The 17,290-nt window shown below is 55.1% G+C and carries 17 protein-coding genes; 5 read left to right on the top strand and 12 right to left on the bottom strand.

The features are described from left to right. Positions 1–34 precede the first annotated feature (34 nt). Positions 35–1,390 carry a hypothetical protein gene (locus tag THINI_RS15125; RefSeq protein ID WP_002709426.1) on the top strand — a complete coding sequence of 452 codons (1,356 nt, stop codon included), beginning with the start codon at positions 35–37 and terminating at the stop codon, positions 1,388–1,390. Positions 1,391–1,418: 28 nt separating this feature from the next. On the opposite strand, the gene THINI_RS15120 is transcribed toward THINI_RS15125, so the two are convergent. From THINI_RS15120 to THINI_RS15090, 7 genes are all read right to left on the bottom strand, one after another. Further along, the gene (locus THINI_RS15120) at positions 1,419–2,051 is read right to left on the bottom strand and encodes an outer membrane beta-barrel protein (protein WP_002709425.1); all 633 of its coding nucleotides are present in this window, start codon (positions 2,049–2,051) and stop codon (positions 1,419–1,421) included. A gap of 91 nt (positions 2,052–2,142) precedes the next feature. Then, positions 2,143–2,535, bottom strand: coding sequence for a group II truncated hemoglobin (locus tag THINI_RS15115; protein ID WP_002709424.1), 393 nt, complete (start codon positions 2,533–2,535; stop codon positions 2,143–2,145). Positions 2,536–2,622: 87 nt separating this feature from the next. After that, positions 2,623–3,186, bottom strand: a complete 564-nt coding sequence (locus THINI_RS15110; RefSeq protein WP_002709423.1) for a hypothetical protein — start codon at positions 3,184–3,186, stop codon at positions 2,623–2,625. A 9-nt stretch (positions 3,187–3,195) separates the two neighbouring features. Then, complete coding sequence (locus THINI_RS15105; protein ID WP_002709422.1) at positions 3,196–3,690, bottom strand: hypothetical protein; 495 nt, start codon at positions 3,688–3,690, stop codon at positions 3,196–3,198. A 35-nt stretch (positions 3,691–3,725) separates the two neighbouring features. Then, a complete protein-coding gene (locus tag THINI_RS23575) occupies positions 3,726–5,159 on the bottom strand; it encodes an OmpA family protein (RefSeq protein ID WP_002709421.1) in 1,434 nt (477 codons plus the stop codon). 3 nt (positions 5,160–5,162) lie between these two features. Further along, positions 5,163–6,422 carry a hypothetical protein gene (locus THINI_RS15095; RefSeq protein ID WP_040839485.1) on the bottom strand — a complete coding sequence of 420 codons (1,260 nt, stop codon included), beginning with the start codon at positions 6,420–6,422 and terminating at the stop codon, positions 5,163–5,165. A 56-nt stretch (positions 6,423–6,478) separates the two neighbouring features. Continuing rightward, positions 6,479–7,006: an RICIN domain-containing protein gene (locus THINI_RS15090; protein ID WP_002709419.1), complete on the bottom strand. Its 528-nt coding sequence runs from the start codon at positions 7,004–7,006 to the stop codon at positions 6,479–6,481. A 224-nt stretch (positions 7,007–7,230) separates the two neighbouring features. On the opposite strand from THINI_RS15090, the gene THINI_RS15085 reads away from it, so the two are divergent. After that, the gene (locus tag THINI_RS15085) at positions 7,231–8,172 is read left to right on the top strand and encodes a ribokinase (RefSeq protein ID WP_002709418.1); all 942 of its coding nucleotides are present in this window, start codon (positions 7,231–7,233) and stop codon (positions 8,170–8,172) included. Here THINI_RS15085 and THINI_RS15080 read toward each other — a convergent pair. Together THINI_RS15080 and THINI_RS15075 are read right to left on the bottom strand one after the other, a co-directional pair. Next, positions 8,132–8,962, bottom strand: a complete 831-nt coding sequence (locus THINI_RS15080) for a GntR family transcriptional regulator (RefSeq protein ID WP_002709417.1) — start codon at positions 8,960–8,962, stop codon at positions 8,132–8,134. The two genes, THINI_RS15085 and THINI_RS15080, sit on opposite strands and share 41 nt — an antisense overlap. Before the next feature lie 74 nt (positions 8,963–9,036). Continuing rightward, on the bottom strand, positions 9,037–10,176 hold the full coding sequence (locus THINI_RS15075) for a Fic family protein (RefSeq protein WP_002709416.1): 1,140 nt from the start codon (positions 10,174–10,176) through the stop codon (positions 9,037–9,039). 154 nt (positions 10,177–10,330) lie between these two features. On the opposite strand from THINI_RS15075, the gene typA reads away from it, so the two are divergent. Both typA and THINI_RS15065 read left to right on the top strand, forming a co-directional pair. Next, the gene (gene typA / locus THINI_RS15070) at positions 10,331–12,175 is read left to right on the top strand and encodes a translational GTPase TypA (protein WP_002709415.1); all 1,845 of its coding nucleotides are present in this window, start codon (positions 10,331–10,333) and stop codon (positions 12,173–12,175) included. Then, a complete protein-coding gene (locus tag THINI_RS15065) occupies positions 12,175–12,354 on the top strand; it encodes a hypothetical protein (RefSeq protein ID WP_002709414.1) in 180 nt (59 codons plus the stop codon). Before typA ends, THINI_RS15065 begins: the two co-directional genes overlap by 1 nt. Here the strand turns inward: THINI_RS15065 and THINI_RS23570 are convergent. Both THINI_RS23570 and THINI_RS15055 read right to left on the bottom strand, forming a co-directional pair. Beyond that, positions 12,351–12,929 (bottom strand): class I SAM-dependent methyltransferase, encoded by a 579-nt coding sequence (locus THINI_RS23570; protein ID WP_002709413.1) that lies wholly within the window; start codon positions 12,927–12,929, stop codon positions 12,351–12,353. The two genes, THINI_RS15065 and THINI_RS23570, sit on opposite strands and share 4 nt — an antisense overlap. Positions 12,930–13,235: 306 nt before the next feature. Continuing rightward, complete coding sequence (locus tag THINI_RS15055) at positions 13,236–15,536, bottom strand: AsmA family protein (RefSeq protein WP_002709412.1); 2,301 nt, start codon at positions 15,534–15,536, stop codon at positions 13,236–13,238. Positions 15,537–15,649: 113 nt separating this feature from the next. Here THINI_RS15055 and THINI_RS15050 point away from each other — a divergent pair, with 113 nt between their 5' ends. Then, entirely contained in the window at positions 15,650–16,708 is a 1,059-nt protein-coding gene (locus THINI_RS15050; protein WP_002709411.1) for a DUF2333 family protein, read from the top strand. Here THINI_RS15050 and THINI_RS15045 read toward each other — a convergent pair. Continuing rightward, a complete protein-coding gene (locus THINI_RS15045) occupies positions 16,674–17,285 on the bottom strand; it encodes a hypothetical protein (protein ID WP_040839484.1) in 612 nt (203 codons plus the stop codon). The two genes, THINI_RS15050 and THINI_RS15045, sit on opposite strands and share 35 nt — an antisense overlap. Positions 17,286–17,290: the final 5 nt, after the last annotated feature.

The raw sequence follows: 17,290 nt of genomic DNA, 5'->3' as shown, positions 1-17,290 counted from the left end.
CAATAATAGCGATACCAACAAGAGGAATATGGTCATGAGTACAGACGTTATTACGGTCGCAGATAGCGCGTCAGGCATCTGCGAGATCGACAACCAACCCATGGTGTTCCACTGTAACCACTATAACCGCACTTTGCAGAACACCATTGAAAACTGCCGCCACATCGACAACAAGAAAATCCTCATCCACGCCGCTGCCGAAGTCACCTTTCTGGGCTTACAGGCACATTTCCAACAATACCCCGACATGAAGCTGGATGAACGCCTGCATTATGCCGAATCCCTCTACCGTTTCTGCGGCTTTGGCCTGCTACCGCTGCTCCCTACCGTCAAGCAGGCGGTCGGAAAAAACCAGTTTGAACTCAGCACCCATTCCTCCCATTACGGGCGCGCGCTGGGGCTGAATTTTGAAAAACGCCGGGGTGCAGGTGAATATTTCGATCTGGGCTTTGCCATCGGCGCGCTTTCCGCCGCGTTTGGGGAAGCCTTCAGTGGCGAGCTGACCCCTGAGGCCATTTCCCTCAAAGGTACGCACAGCAAGTTCCGCATCTACGTGGGCGGGGATGAATTTGAATACCTGTTTCAGCTGACCAACACTGCAACAGCGCAGCAGGATGCCGCAGGGTTGGGTTCCGTCATCCCCGAACGCATGGTGGACAGCAATATCGACGAAGCCGCCGTCATCCATGGCGTCAGCCAGGCGCCGCTGTATGGCAACCAGCAGGGGCTGATCCCCGCTTTCGGGGTGGAACTGACCCGCCATTACGCCGACTATTACAACCTGGTTTCCTACCGTTTCGAGCAACAATTGTCAGCAGCGCTGCAAAAACGCCCCAGCCTCACTGACCTGCTGGTTTACGACTACCCTGCCCTGTTCTACTACAAGCAATACATCAACCTGGAAGGCATGAGCCTATCGCGCACCCTGCTGATCGAGGCCGGGCATATCTGCGGCTTCAACACCATGGGCGGCATCATGAATTCGGAAGCCTGGGAAGGGCTGGTCATGCCCATGATCAAGACCCGCGAAGACTGGCTGCACGGCATCATCGCCGTCATCAACGCGCTGGGTTGGGGTATCTGGCGGGTGGCGGAACTGGTTCCGGATGAAAAGCTGGTGCTGCGGGTCTGGCGGCCTTACGAATCACTCGGCTACCTGCGCTGGTTTGGCCTTGCCAGCCAGCCAGTGGATTACCTGATAACCGGGGTGGCAGCCTCACTGATGAACCTGCTGTACGAAGGCGACATCACCCAACGCCCCAACCTGAACCTGGATTACTACTATCAGATCAACCGTTCACCCAGTTCTTTCTGGGCGGAACAGGGCAAATGCGTGGCGATGGGGGATGACTATTCGGAAGTGACCGTCACCCGCCGCCAGCGCGGCTAGACACGGCTGGCGGCAGGCAAGCAAAAGATCAGAAATTATAGTTCAGGCCGACGCTGAAAGTGTCGATGTCCTCATCAACCGTGCCAACCTTACCGCCGTCAATCAGCCTGGCCTGGGTTCCCAGGTCGAAATAACGATCCCAACCGGCATTCACGCCCCACTGTTCATTGACATTGTACGCGACCCCCAAGCCCACGGTGGGGGAAGTGCCGGAATCATCCGCACTACCCAGCGAGGTGTTGGCTTTGCTATCCCACACATATGCGCCCAGCTTGCCGTAAACATCCACCTGTTGGGTAACGGGCTGCTTCGCGGTCAGGCCAAGGGTGACCCCTTTGGTTTTCTGTTCACCGCGCAAGACGCCGATGCCATTGGCTTGCTCCTCCAGACGCGCCGTGTATACCAGGTCGGTGTAACCCAGTTCCGCCGCAAATTTGTCAGTGATGGGGTAACCCGCGTAAACCCGCCAGGCATCCTCGGTATCACCCAGATCCTGACAGGTGGAAGTCCCGACCCCACAGGCTGCACTCAGGTTCGATTCGGAAACCGCCGTATTGTAGCCGACACTTGCACCAACATACGGGGCATAAGCGCTTCCGCCATAAGCCAGGCTGCTTGCCAACAAAATTGACGTTCCTGCCAAGTACCAATATTTACTCATCGTATTTTCCTCTATTCTGATGAAGAGTAACCCTGACTGTAGCAGATGGCAGGAAAAACATTATTTATTGTTTTTATTGATTAATTTTTACCTAACCCTGGCGGTTACGCATATGATCAGCCACATTGGAAAACGCCGATTTTAACTGGTTTTTTAGCAAATTATCCTGCACCTGCTCATCCAGTGCCATATTAATACACAGCAACCATTGGTCACGCATCTGGCTATCAACCGGAAAGGGCATATGCCGCATCCGCAAACGCGGGTGGCCGTATTCCGCTTCATACAAGCCCGGCCCACCCAGCCAGCCGGACAGGAACTTGAACAGTTTGTCGCGGGAACCCTGCAAATCCTGCGGGTGTATTTTGCGCAGCTCCCAGGCTTCCGGCAGCTCGTCCATCAGGTCGTAGAAACGGTCGACCAAGCGGTGAATGCCCGCCTCCCCACCCAGCATGTTGTAATGGCTTGCGATCGGTAATTCCATTGTTTGCTCCGTAGACAAATGGCAAAGGCGCTAAGTCTACGGCGTTTCAGGCAGCTGGGGCAGGAGATTTCGCAAACCACCAGCATCCTACAGACGCGGGGCAACCTGACGGGCAAGGGTTGCCAGTTTTCCAGCCTCGTCTTCACCCTTCAGGCCAATCGCCCCCATGTTCAACACCATCCGCCCCTTGCGCAAGGTCAGCTGGGTATTGGACATCAGGTCAAGATTGCCCTTGCTCAGGTAAGCCTCATCCCCCACGCCATCCAGCGTTTGCAGCGCATGGGTATTGGGTGCTTTCATCGCATCATTGACGACATCACCGACGAAACCCTGCATTTTCAACATCATCTGCAACGTATCCTTGGCTTCGGCCTCATCAGCATTCGGTGTCAGGGTAATAATGAGCATGGTGAAAGGGGCAACATCTGTGACTGCCCCCTTGCTGTTGTAGGTGCAGGTTTCCGGCTCATCCGCCATGGTTTCGACCACATTGCCGAAAACGGCCTGCACCTCCGCAGCCGTCACCAACTGGCAGGGCGGGATGGCTTTGTCCTGGGATATGGGGGTTCCTGCATCGGTAGTGCTTTCTTTGTCGCCACAACCAGACATTGCCAGCAGCAAAGCCAGCGGTAACAGGAAATGCGTTTTCATGGCTGGCTCCTACAGTTTGGGGGCAACGACATCCTGGTAACGGGTGACGGTGGTTGTCTTGTCCTCATCTTCCGCAACGGATTTATAGGGCAAGCCATCGTCCTTGCCGATATACAGTTTAGCTGTTACTGCCGGGAAACCGGAGCCGGGGATTTCGGTGGTGTAACTGAGAATGTTCATTTCCACGCCATCCACGGTTTCCGTGCCTTCATCCTTGCAGTTGGTGATTTTGATACCGCCATCCTGCATCTGTTTGATGGCAATTTTTTCGGCCTCATCCAGGTTCATCGGTGACTTCATCCACTTGTCGCCCTGGGACATGAAAAACTGGTCATCCACCTTGATGGATTCGAGCTTCGTGCCCCCGCCTTCCACGACAACATGCCAGGCTGGCTGGGCGATTTTGGCCTCGCTGGATTTGACCAGTGGATCACAGGCTGCATCCAGCGCGAACGCAGGCGGCAGCAAAGCAAGCAATGCAGCGGTGGTGAGTATACGTTTCATGGGAACTCCTTTGGGCTTGTCATCATAATGGGGCTTCACTGCCGCGCCAGCTCGACCCGGCGGTTGCGGGCGCGGCCTTCGAGGGTGTCATTGGTGTCACGCGGGCTACCTTCGCCGTAACCCTGCGTACCTAGACGGTTTTCTGCAATCTTGTAGCGTTCCACCAGGGCTGTTTTGACAGCGGCAGCACGCCGGTTGGAAAGGTCAAGGTTGAAGCTGTCGCTGGCGATGCTGTCGGTATGCCCGCCGACAGACAGTTTCCAGTCGGGGTGTTTGTCCAACAGGGTAGCAATACGTTGCAGGGTTTCATCGGACTCGGGGCGCAACTTGGCACTGTTGAAACTGAAAAAGATGTCGTAGATGTCGACCTTTTCACCCGCTTGCAGGGCTTTTTCCAGTTCAGCCGTTTGGTTGCCATTCCCTGCACCGTTACCCGTACCCGCACCTGTACCAAGGTTCAGACTACCCATGCCGTCGCCCAGCGAACCAGCACCCGTACCGCCACCACCGTTGCCACTGCCCGAACCTGATCCGTTGCCATTGGCTACACCACCACTACCGGTCGGGAAATGTTCGGTATCGGTATCAAATTCGCCGGATATTTCCAGTGGTTTGCCCGTATCGCTTGCCATTGGCAAGTCATCGCTGCGGTGGCAATCAAAGGTAATCTGTGTCACCTGCAAGCGATCCCGTTCTGACGGTGCGGGCGCTGTAGCGGCCAGTTCTTCCAGCATTTTGGTCATCACCGGGTCATTGGCAAACTTGGCTTTCAAGGCTTCATCTGTGCCAAAACCCAGGCGGAATTTCAGTATCAGTGGGTTGTCAGGGTCATCCAGCACAAAGAACTCGGCTTTTTCTTCCCCAAACAAGCCGTTGATGTGCAGTGCAGGCAATTCCGCCGGTTTGCCATTCAGCAAGACGGGGAATGGGACAGGGGCCTTATCGGACAATTCCAGCGCGTACACCGAAGGCGCAAACCACCAGCGATAGGGCGAATCAGGGTCAAGCACGTTTTCCGGCGTGGTACTGTAGTTGAGCGTGGTAACGATGGAAACGTCTGCTTTGCCCGTGCTTTTCAGCCGGGTGAAATTGTCGTGGGTCAGGCTGATGGCGGTGCTGTTCGGCACGGTTTTCGGCAATTTGGGGTCAAAAACCGCGAGATAATAGCCCGCTTTTTGCTGGTCTGCGCGCAATACCCGGCGGGTCACGTTGGTACTGACCAGTTCCGGCGGTTTGTCGCTGAAGGGGTCATTGACCTCATGTTCACTGGAATAATGCAGGGTAACACCGGCTTCATCCACAGCCATAATGCGCTTGATGGATTCGTAATCACCGCTGCTTTGGTTGATAGCAGTGACTATGTGTAAACCGGGGCAAAGGGGAATAGTAGGTGGGGTAGTTGCTGCCACACCATTATTGCTGACGGCGAGCAATAACGAGAGTATTGGAAGTACAGTTCGCCTATTCATCCATCAGTTTCCCATTGTGCCCATCATGCCAGGAAGACCGATACCGAGACAGAAGGTATTCTGTCTTTTGGCACGATATACACAAGCATCGCCGCCACCAACAGCGCTGTTATAGCCTGCACTGAAAACGCCCTCACCAGCGGGATCGCGGGTAGTCAGATTTCCGCCGTCGGATTTATCGCTTTTACCCATCGACACAATCGGCGCACCTGTGTCGTTATACACTGCAACCAAACGGGGTTCTGCCAGCATGGCAACGACATCCTTGCCGTTTTTGGCTACGCCGACTGCGCCGTTTTCCCCCTCCGAGGTTGTTCCCATAAAGGCAACATTTTCGCCTTTGGTGTTAGCCGTTCTGACCGTACCTGCGCCACCTGCTGCTGGGTTCATACCCGCAGAGACCACTGCCTTGCCTTGTTCGTTATACAAACGCAGGGCAACTTTTTTACCCGGAAGGGCTGCAATTTCTGCGGCAGGCAAGGCTGCTTGCCCTTGAACTTGACGGATAAACAAACCACTCCCTCCCAGGGCAGAAGTACCTACCCCGGAAGCGAAATGATTATGCTCGGCAGCAGCACTCGCTCCAGTTGCGGTATCTGCATTTAAATAAGCCCGGTTATCGGCTGAAATACGGGCGCTCAAGCGTGCATATTCGCCATTACGCTGCAACAGGATACTCGGCTTGCCTTGTTCACCCATGACCAGGTAATCCGACCCTTGGTTATCGGTTGTGACGCTCAGGATCACCCGCCCATTGTTATCCACCACCTTAAAAGGTGCCTTGATCGTATTACGATTGGCTTCAAGTTGACGCAGGCGCAATTCCAGGTCGACCAAGCTGGATACCATATCAGCAGGTTTCATTTCCCCGATTTGTTTGAGAAGTTCATCCTTCTCAGCCTGACGCTGTGGATCGGGCTCAGCGCAGGCGTTACCTCCACCACCTCCCCCAATGCTAACGGAGCGGAAAGCCTCGGTACAAAATGGCACCGGGGAAGCATTTACCCCTTGTCCTGCTTGTTCTGAGGCTTCCAAGGCTTTGGCAAACTCACCTTTTTCGGGGGCTTCCATCGCTTTGACGGCATCACTGAATGAGATGGCATCAGGCTTTGGGGATACCTCGCTCTGAATATCACCATCCAGCGAAATGTCCGGCTTCTCCGCCCCTTGTGTGTCTGCCGTATTGGAAGTATCTGCTGGCTTTGTAACTTCTGTCGCTAGTGCAGGGAACATTACGCAAACTGGAAGCATCGCTACCAGCATTATACCGCCCCGATTTTTCATTATTGACCCACTCCTAAACGTTGGTAAGAGCGATTTCAGTTCGGTGCCGGGGTAAATTTCCACAATACGTTGGGCTGGTTAATACAATCCCATTGGGTAATGTTGTCGCCATTACCGTTGGTGGCACCATGCTGATGCAGGCAGGCTCCGTTACCGGATTGAATTTGCACGTAAGGATCAGTTGGGCTATTGCTGGCTTTAACCATGTGCCAGGTCTGGTTGCGCGGGCCGTCATAATTGCAGTCCCACTGGATGATATTGGCGTCACGATCCAGGCTGTCGTTTTCGACCGTGACACATTTCCCGCTGTGTTTGAAACGGAGTAGAAAATAGCCGCTGCCGGTTGGGATTCGCTCCAGCTTGACATTGTCCTGGTTGACGCAATCCCATTGGGTAACATTGCCGCCATTGTCGTTGATCTGTCCGTGTTGGTGAACACATTTTCCGCTATGCTTGGCTTTGATGTAGAACGTGCCATCTGAGGCAGGTTCGGCATTTGCTGTAGTGGTTAAGCCCGTACCAACAAGTACCAAAAACAGTGAAGTAAATAATAATGGTTTCATGACATCCTCGCTTTGGTTATGAACTTGAGATACCAATATAATACCAACAAACCCATTATTCAATGTTCAGACGTTGCGCATTCTAGGTATTTTTGCGCATCCAGTATCCCCTATAATGGCGATATAGACATTAGCTACTGCCTATTGCTTGATACCAAAAAACACATGCCAGCCTTTCGCACGGTTTCTTCTACAATCCGCCTGTCTTGCAGAGGGAAAACAGGATGGACGTATTCGTACTGGGCAGTTACATCAATGCCAACAGTTTGCGTGTCGGGCAGTTGCCCAAAACCGGTGAATCCGTGCAAGCCAGCGAATTTTGGGCGGAACACGGCGGCAAAGGGCTGAACCTGGCCGTGGGGATGCACCGTCTTGGCTTGCAGGCACATACACTACTGGCAATAGGCAATGATGCAGCCGGAGCCGCATTGCTGGACTTGCTGCACGCTGAAGGCATGGATACCAGCCTGGTACTTACCCTGCCCGACGCTTCTGGTTTTGGTGTCGGTTTGGTCGCTGAAGATGGCAGCAATATCATCGCCATATACCCTGGTGCGAATGCCAAACTGGATGGCTCCCATGTGAAAGCGGCCAGCCCCATGCTGACTTCCTGCCAACTGGTTTGCGCCCAGTTCGAGATTCCTGATGCGCCGATACGGGAAGCCTTCCAGCAAGCTCGACAACAAGACATTACAACCCTGTTGAACCCATCCCCCTGGCGTACTCCTGACCCGGAAATGTTGGCGCTGACTGACATTCTGGTTCTCAATGAAACTGAAGCAGCCGCTTGCTTTGGTCTTGCCGATGCAGAGGCTTTATCAATCATCCAATGGCTGCGTTTACTGCCAACATTGGCATGGCGGGGGCGTTTGCTGGTGGTGACACTGGCCGGACGCGGCTGTGTTGTCAGGCAGGGGGAAACAGCCATGCATGAACCTGCCTGGACGGTGACAGTAACCGACCCCACCGGCGCGGGCGATGCCTTCACTGCTGGGTTGGCTTACGCCCTGGGGCAAAATACGCCGCTAAATGCAGCACTGCGCTTTGCCAATGCCTGCGGGGCGATAGTCGCAAGTCAGGCAGGGGTATTATCTGCCTTGCCAGCACTGACCCATGTACAGGCATTCATGCAGGGGCAGGCGTGCGCGGATTCATCTGCAAGGTAATCCGGTAGGTATAGGCATCCCCCCGGAATGTCCCCTCCACGTATTCCACCACCTGTCCGCTGGTGGCGTAGGTCTTGCGCTTGAGCAGCAGGCAAGGCCCAGGCTCATCAAACCCGAAGACTGCCATTTCCTCGTCATTGCTCATGGCCGCCTCAATGGTCTGCTCGCCATCCGCCAACGTTACGCCGCACTGCTGGCGCAGGAACTGGTAAGCGGAACCGGACACATCCCAATCCGCCAGCGCTGGAGCCAGCGTCAAATCATACCAGGCCACTTCACGGGTCATCGGCACTCCATCCCCCAGGCGCAAACGCACCAGCTTGAGGAAACGGGCGGTCGACGGGCGGTTGAAAATGGAAGCAATGGTTCGGTCAGAGACAATGCGCCGTTCCAGCAAACGGGTGGAAGGCTCCACCCCGATTTCGCGCATCTCTTCGGTAAAGCCTTTGAGCCTGCCCAGTTCCGGGTTAATGCGCGGCGGCGTGTTGACCATGACACCTGCACGCCCGTGGGTCGTGATGTATTCCTGTTCGCGCAGCTCATTGTAACAGCGGCGGATGGTGGTACGGCTGAGGCTCAGGGCTTCCGCCAGGGTACGCTCGGAAGGCAGGCTGTCACCCTCCCCCAACTCGCCCGACTGGATCATTTCGATAATCTGGCGTTGCAACTGCCGGTAGACTGGCTCGGAAATACCCGCGTCCGGCTTCAAACGCCGGATAAAGACGGCACTATCATTGACCGCATTCAGGTTGAAAGCATTGTCGGGTACAGCATTGGTCTGGTTTTTCATGGATGACGGATAACCGGTAACAACATCACCACAGAGGATACCATAAAAGACCACTTAACTTTAGGGGCTGACAATCATGGCTGTTTGGATGGATCAAACTGGCGCAATTCTTCTGCCGTGACCAGCCGGTAACTAGTGCTACGACCTTTGGCTGGATTCTGTACCAAAACACCCCACGCCAGCAACGCGGTAATGTCGCGCAAGGCGGTATCATTCGAGCATTTCGCCAACTTTGCATATTTTGAGGTATTCAGATAACCCTCAAAATCACCCAGCATCCGGTTCAGCACCACCCGCTGGCGCTCATTCACCGCGTAAGGGTGCAGGCATTCCCACACCCTGGCTTTGTGCAATACCGCGCCCAATGCTTCCCCGGCACTGCCAATGGCGCGTTCCAGACAACCCAGAAACCAACCCAGCCACGGGGTAATGTCCAACGAGCCGCGTTGCTGGCGCTCCAGTTGTGCGTAGTAGTGTTTGCGTTCGGCCTCGATTTGCGCCGACATGCTGTAAAACCGCTGCGGGGTTTGATCCGCCCGTGCCAAAGCCATATCGGCAATCGCCCTGGCAATACGCCCGTTACCATCCTCAAACGGATGCAAGGTAATAAACCAGAAATGCGCCACGCCCGCTTTCAGCACCGGGTCAAGCCCGCCATCTGCTGCGAACCAGGCCAGAAATGCCGCCATTTCATCCGGCAAACGGGTCGCTTCCGGTGCTTCAAAATGTACCTTTGTATGCCCATAGCTGCTGGAAATAACCTGCATTGCCCCTGCGGAGGGTGGTCGCCACATACCCACCATAATGGGGGTCATGCCACTGAAACCGGTCGGAAACAAAGCGCAGTGCCAAGCGCACAAACGTTCTTCGCTCAGCGGTTGCTGGTAAGCCTGGGTCGCATCCAGCATCACTTCGACGATGCCCTCGACGTGGCGGCTGGCTGGCAAACGCCCACCCTGATCCATCCCCAGCTTTTGGGCAATGGAGGAGCGGACTTCTTCGCGGTTTAGGTGTTCGCCCTCAATCGCGGAGGATTTCACCACCTCATTGGTCAGTGCATTCAGGCTGGCTTCCCGTTGGAAGGAAAAGCCCAGTGCATCCATCCGCCCCAACAAGCGTCCTTGCTGGTGGCGCACAGAGGCCAGTGGGGTGCTCAAGGTTTTATCATCCCAGTAGAAATGAGGCCAGGCGGGTTGTTGGTGTATCCAGGTCATCGTAATCACCGCAGGTATTGCAGTGTTTATAGGTCGTAATCGCCGCAAGTACAAGGTCAAGCGATGCAAACCACCCTACGATACAAATTCATTAGAAAATTACCATATTCCAAGTATAATCGCGCCTTTCAAGCATTCATTGAGTACTTTAGCTGTGATCCAGAACCTGCGAAACATCGCCATCATCGCCCACGTTGACCATGGGAAAACCACCCTGGTGGACAAACTGCTACAACAATCCGGCACTTTGGGCGAACGCGCCGAAGTTTCCGAACGCATGATGGATTCCAACGCGCTGGAGAAAGAGCGCGGCATTACCATCCTGGCGAAAAACACTGCCCTGCGTTGGACTAACCCGAAAAATGGCGTCGAATACCGCATCAACATTGTCGACACCCCTGGGCACGCCGACTTTGGTGGCGAAGTTGAGCGCGTACTCTCCATGGTCGACTCCGTGCTGTTGCTGGTGGACGCGGTGGACGGCCCAATGCCGCAAACCCGTTTCGTGACCCAGAAAGCCTTTGCCCACGGCCTCAAGCCCATCCTGGTCGTCAACAAGATCGACCGCCCCGGCGCACGCCCGCACTGGGTCATGGATCAGGTGTTTGAACTGTTCGACAACCTCGGCGCCACCGACGAGCAACTCGACTTCCCGGTGGTGTACGCCTCCGCCCTGAACGGTTTTGCGGGTCTGGAAGAGACCGTCGACAGCGGCGACATGACCGCACTGTTTGAAACCATTATCGACTCCGTACCCGCGCCAGACGTAGACGTGGATGCCCCGTTCCAGTTGCAGGTCAGCCAGCTCGACTACAACTCCTACCTCGGCATTATCGGTATCGGGCGCATCAAGCAGGGCAAGGTCAAGACCAACACCCAGATCAAGGCCATTGATACCGAAGGCAATATCCGCAGCGGGCGCATCCTGAAAATCCTCGGCTTCAACGGCCTCGACCGCGTGGAAGTCAACGAAGCGCAAGCCGGTGACATCATCGCCTTCTCCGGCATGGATGAGCTGCACATTTCCGACACCTTGTGTGACCCGGATAATGTGGTGGCGCTGCCACCGCTGAGCGTGGACGAGCCGACCGTCACCATGACTTTCCAGGTCAATACCTCGCCATTTGCGGGCAAGGAAGTCAAAACCGGTACCTCTTCCCGCCGCCTCAACGAGCGCCTCAAACAGGAACTGCTGCACAATGTCGCCTTGCGCGTCGAAGACACCAACGACCCTGAGAAATTCAAGGTATCCGGTCGTGGCGAACTGCACCTCGGCATCCTGATCGAAAACATGCGCCGCGAAGGCTACGAACTCGCTGTTTCCCGCCCGGAAGTTATCATCCGCGAAATCGACGGCGTTAAAATGGAACCGTTTGAAAGCGTCACCATCGACATCGAAGAGCAAAGCCAGGGCAAGGTGATGGAAGCACTAGGCGAGCGCAAGGCCGAGCTGAAAGACATGGCACCGGATGGCAAAGGGCGGGTACGGCTGGAATACATCATGCCGTCACGCGGCCTGATCGGTTTCCAGACTGACTTCATGACCATGACCTCCGGCACTGGCCTGATTTACCATACCTTTGAAAATTACGCACCGGTCAAGCCCGGCTCAATTGGCCAACGCCACAACGGCGTGCTGATTGCCAACGCCACCGGCAAGGCGCTGGCTTACGCCATTTTCAACTTGCAAGAGCGCGGGCGCATGTTCATCGGCCACGGTGAAGAAGTCTATGAAGGCATGGTCATCGGCATCCACAGCCGCGACAACGACCTGGTGGTCAACCCGCTGAAAGCCAAGCAGCTGACCAACATCCGCGCTGCCGGTACGGATGAAAACCTGATCCTGGTTCCACCGATCCGCATGACGCTGGAACAGGCGATGGAGTTCATCGACGACGACGAACTGGTGGAAATCACCCCCAAGAGCATCCGTATCCGTAAACGCTTCCTGCTGGAACATGAGCGCAAACGGGCTTCCAAGAAGGAAGAGGCGGCGTAATGCGCCCTGCCTATGCCGGTTTGCTGGTGTTAGCCCTGTTATTACAGGGCTGCGCCGTCCAGGTCGCCAGCAGCGTCACCGGCGCTGCGGTGGGTGCTGCCACGGGTGCGGCGGTAGAAGTTGCCAAAGTGCCGTTCAAGGTAGGCGGTGCAGTGGTGGACGTGGTAACGGGCGATTAACCGAGGATCATCAGGTTCTGCACGCCCGGCACATGCCAGTAACGTTTCGTCACCGCATCCAGGAAGCCAGGAAACTGCAACCAGGCTTCATCACTGAAATAATTCAACTCGAAAGCACACGGCGGCTTGGTGTGTTGCCCCCGCAACTGCCACCAGGGAACCCAGGTATGCGGTTCAATCCAGGTGCCATTGGAAGGCACAATCACGCAAAACCGCTTCGCCACACGACGGATTTCAGCCGTCACCGCGCACAAAGTATCGATGGGCTGGATGTGTTCCAGTACCCCAATCGATACCACCGCATCAAAATGCCGATCAGGCCAGGGCAAAGATTTCGCATTCAGCTGCCGGAACGGAAAGTCACAGACTTTGGGCACATCGCGCACATCAACACCCATCACCTGATACTGATCGGCAAACTGCATGAAATCGATGCCACTGGAACACCCTACTTCCAGCACTCTCTGGCCTGGAGTCAATGCCAGCATTTCGCGTATCAGGTCAAAGCGCCGCTTGCGGAAATAGGTTGATGCCCCGGTTTTTCTATAGAGGGGGTACAGTGTCTTGTAGAACATGAAAAATCCCTTTCCAATATCCACCAGAAAATTATAAGTAACAATAAATAATCTGATTTTTATTATAAAAATAAATAGAACAATCGAATATTATTGGAGATTATAAGCAAGGATAGCAATACCTGCCAAGAACCAAGGAAATATCCAAAGCATATAGCCACCGCGTCAATGCAGCGTGTCGCGCCCCGCATGACCATATCCCCTTAAGTTTATGGGCGATGTCAGCAACACTATCACCGCATTGATAATTCAGAATTAATTCGGCCAGCCTATCTTCCCCAATCGCCAACCTGCCCGCTATTAGCCTCAAAATAACCCTTTCAGCTTATCTTTCAACCCATCTTCCAGTTTTTTCTTGAGTTGGTCTTCCGGGCTGGCTTCGCCTTCTTGCGGTTGTTCACCGGAACCACCCAATTGTTTCTGCAACTGATCCTGCAAGCGCTGTTCCAGTTTGTCCTGCTCACCCTGTAATTCCTGCTTCAGGCGATCCTTGGCTTCATCACGTTTTTGCTGGAGGGCGTCGGTCTGTTTCTGCTTTTCGGCCTCGAATTTGTCTTTCAGCTTGCCTTTTTCCTCATCAAGCTTGTGCTTGGCCATTTCCTTGAGCAACACGTCGAGTTCCACCTCATAGCTGGGTTTGCTCCACGGGCCGAAGATGTGCAGCGGCGCAAACAGCCCTTCCGGCTTGTCGGGCTTGGGCTTTTCGCCGACGCGCAGTTTGAAGTCGAGGGATTCGTTGACGATGTTGACCTCGCCGTTGCCCTTGACCTGGAAATGCGGCGCGGTCATGACGTTTTCGGCAGTGCTGAACACGCCTTGTTTAACCTTCCACTGCCCCTTCAGGGTGGTGAAGGCGACTTCCTTTTCGCCCATGTCGTTGATGCTTTCCTTCTCGAACAGCTTGACTATTTCCTTGGTTTTTTGCGCGAAATTGGCGTCGCGGATGGTGCCATCCGTTAATTCAAAATCGATGACACCGTTGAGGTTCTGCTTGAAAGTGGCAGCATCGCCGACCACCGAATCCAGCTTGGCGTTCATGTCCAGCGCGCCGGTCACCAGCCGGTCATCGGTGAGGGCGAATAACAAGTCTTCAGTACGCAGTTTTTGCACTTTGTGTTCGGTACGCAGGGTCGCTGGGGTTTGCAAGGTGTCGATGTTGATGGTTCCCTGATAGTTACCCTTGAACAGCGTCCCGGTGGGCGTCAGTTGCAACTGGCCGTTTCCCAGGTGCACGCCGAGGGTGGCCTGTTGCAACTCGAAGGGGGGATAACTCAGCACGGCGGATTTGAAACTGCCATCCACTTTCCGTTCCGGTAGCAGCGGGTCTTGCACTTGCAGCTGGCCGTCCAGTTGGTAGTCCTTGGTTTGCAGCCAGGTTTTCGGTAAATCCAGTACGCCTTTGCCGCTGGCCAGGTTAAGTTTCAGGTTACCGCTAGCTTGCTGCTGCAATTGGCCACCGGGAATCTGATCGGCTTCCACATCGGCAGTCAGTTGCAATTCGTCGATATCGAGTTGCTGGTCTTTCACCTTGAACGTGGGCTGGCCGCTGAGTTTGGCGCTGACGCTTTGCACTGGCAGCTCGCCGCCTTGCAGGTTGGCCTGGAGTTGCATCCCACCCATACTCAGCACCTGTTTGTCGAGATTGTAATGGGCATCGCCGCTGAGCCCGGCATCCACCTTGCCAGCAACGGCGTTGTCCAGTTGCGCCCTGGCCTGCAAGCCGCCGAGGTCAAGCGTCTGTTTGCTCAGATCGGCTTTCAGGTTACCACCGAGATTGAGTGTTCCCAGCCCTGCCAGTTTGAGCACCGCCTGCAAATCGGGAACAGCCAGTTGCTGGCTGTCGAGCTTGCCTTGCAGGTTACCGCTGACGCTGGCATCCAGTTGATCGGGCAGTTGCGCCTGCACCTTGAGGGCAGTAAGGGTGAAATCGTCCTTGTTGTCAGCCAGTTGCGCAGTCGTGGCGATGTCGAGGTGCATATCCAGCGCGGGCTGGTTCTGCTTGAGGTTGGTGTCGAGATGGATGTCGACCGGTTCGCCGGGGTGAATGGCGCTGGTTTTCAGGTTAAGCGGAGCAAGGGTGAGGGTTTTGCCTTGCACATCGTCGCGCCAGCGCACCTGCGAATCTTCCACGCTCACGCCCGCCACCACGAAACCACCCAGCAGTTTGGTCATGGCTTCGCCTGCTTCGTCATCGGCAGGTGCGGAACCGGCAGGCAGCAGGTCTTCCCAGTTGGTTTTTCCACTCTTGTTACGGTGCAGGTTCAGTTTCAAACCCTGCAAGTAGACTTCGTTGATTTTCAGTTGCTGTTCCAGCAAGGGCAGGAATTGCACTGCCACCCGCGCATTGTCGGCTTCGGCAAACAGGCCACTGTCAAAACCCTTGGCATTGCCCAGTTTCACCTGCCCCAGTTGCAGGGCGATATTGGGGTAAAAGGAAAGCTCGATGTCGCCATCAATATTGAGGTCACGCCCGGTTTTTTCCTTCACCAGTGTAACCAGTTCCGGCTTGTAACGGTTGGCGTCAAAGGTCAGCGCAAACATTGCTATCGCTGCCACAACCAATAGCACCAGCGCAAATAACCATGCGAGGGGACGTAAAACCGCCATGAATCTCTCCTGATAAACCGTCCGGAATGGTTTTTATATCGCGGACGAATCCTGTTAGCCTAAAATCCTCCACTATACACCAATGAAAACGACTGGATCATGAAGGAATTGTCATGGCAATACTGAGCGCATCCGCCTCTGGCAGCAAAAAAGTGCTTGACCTCTACCACCCGAAGACCTGGAAAGAAAAGGGCTTGTGGTGGACGCTGGGGTTATTCATCGTCACCTACATCATCGTGGTGCTGGTACTCGGCCTCTATTGGAGCAACGAGCCGGATACCTTTGACGTCAACGAAAACGCCAAGCTCAAGGTGGAAGAAACCAAAACCAGGCTGGTCACCGGTGTCACCACCACCAGCACCCTGATCAAGGTGGCCAGCACCCTGTTGGACAAACCGGGCGGTTACCTCACCAATGACGTAACCCCGCCGGGCATTTATCTGGACAACATTCCAGAGTGGGAATTCGGCGTGCTGGTGCAAACCCGCGACATGGCGCGCGCCTTCCGCAATGATTTCAGCCGTTCACAGTCACAATCGACCGAAGACAAGGATCTGATCATCGCCGAGCCGCGTTTCAACTTCGACTCCGACTCCTGGTTGTTCCCGCCGACCGAAAGCGAATACCGCACCGCCATCAAGGCGCTCGACCGCTATTTGCTGCGCCTGAGCGACCCTAAACAGATGAATGCGCAATTTTACGCCCGCGCCGACAACCTGCGCGACTGGCTGGCGCAGGTGGAAAAACGCCTCGGCTCCCTTTCCCAGCGTCTCAGCGCCAGCGTCGGACGGGAAGGCTTGAACCTTGGCCTGGCAGGCGATAGCGCGGCGGAACAATCCACCCCAACACCGGGTAGCCAGTTCAACAAAACGCCGTGGATGCAGGTTGACAACGTATTCTACGAAACGCGTGGGCAAGCGTGGGCGCTGCTGCATTTCCTGAAAGCGGTGGAAACCGATTTTGGCCCGGTACTGGACAAGAAGAACGCACGCATCAGCCTGCAACAGATCATCCGCGAACTGGAATCCACCCAGAACACCATCTGGAGTCCGATGATCCTGAATGGCAACGGTTTCGGCTTCGTCACCAACCACTCGCTGATCATGGCTTCCTACCTGTCACGGGCGAATGCCGCCGTTATCGACCTGCGCCGGTTACTGGAACAGGGCTAAAGCCGTAGTAAGGCTGCGCGTAGTAGGGGTAGTAGTAAGCCTGATACCCTTGCTGCGCGTAAGGCTGCGGGTAGCCGTAGCTATATGAGTAGCTATATGATGGGTAACGGTAGGCGTAAGCCGAATAAGGGTAGGCACTCCGGTAAGCCGTCGCCGCATTGATGGCGTTCGGGTCAGGGAAGGTATAACCGGAAAGGCTGGTAGCATCCGGGAAAGTATAGCCAGAAAGGTTATTGTAACCCGTACCCCAAGCACTGTACTGGTTGTTCAGGTACTGGGACTGCGCCACATCGCCACGGCTTTTGCCCCTGCCTGCCGCCTCTCCCATGCCCCAGCCTTGCGCACGAAAATCTAGGTTGAAATCCATATTAATGTCGGCTTCGCCACGCCCGCGTGACTGGCCAGACGATTGACTGGCGCTGTTGCCGTAGCTTTGCCCGTTGCCAGTAGCGCGATGGGTTTGCTGCTGGCGGTTGTCGCCAAACATGTCCCCCATGTCGAAGAAATCGAAAAAATCGGCGGATGCCTTGCCTGCCACCAACAGCAGCAATGCAGAAGTCATGATAGGCCATTTCATCGTTA

The sequence above is a fragment of the Thiothrix nivea DSM 5205 genome (genome assembly GCF_000260135.1).
Taxonomy (GTDB): Bacteria; Pseudomonadota; Gammaproteobacteria; order Thiotrichales; family Thiotrichaceae; genus Thiothrix; species Thiothrix nivea.
This window is presented reverse-complemented; position numbering and strand designations above follow the sequence as displayed.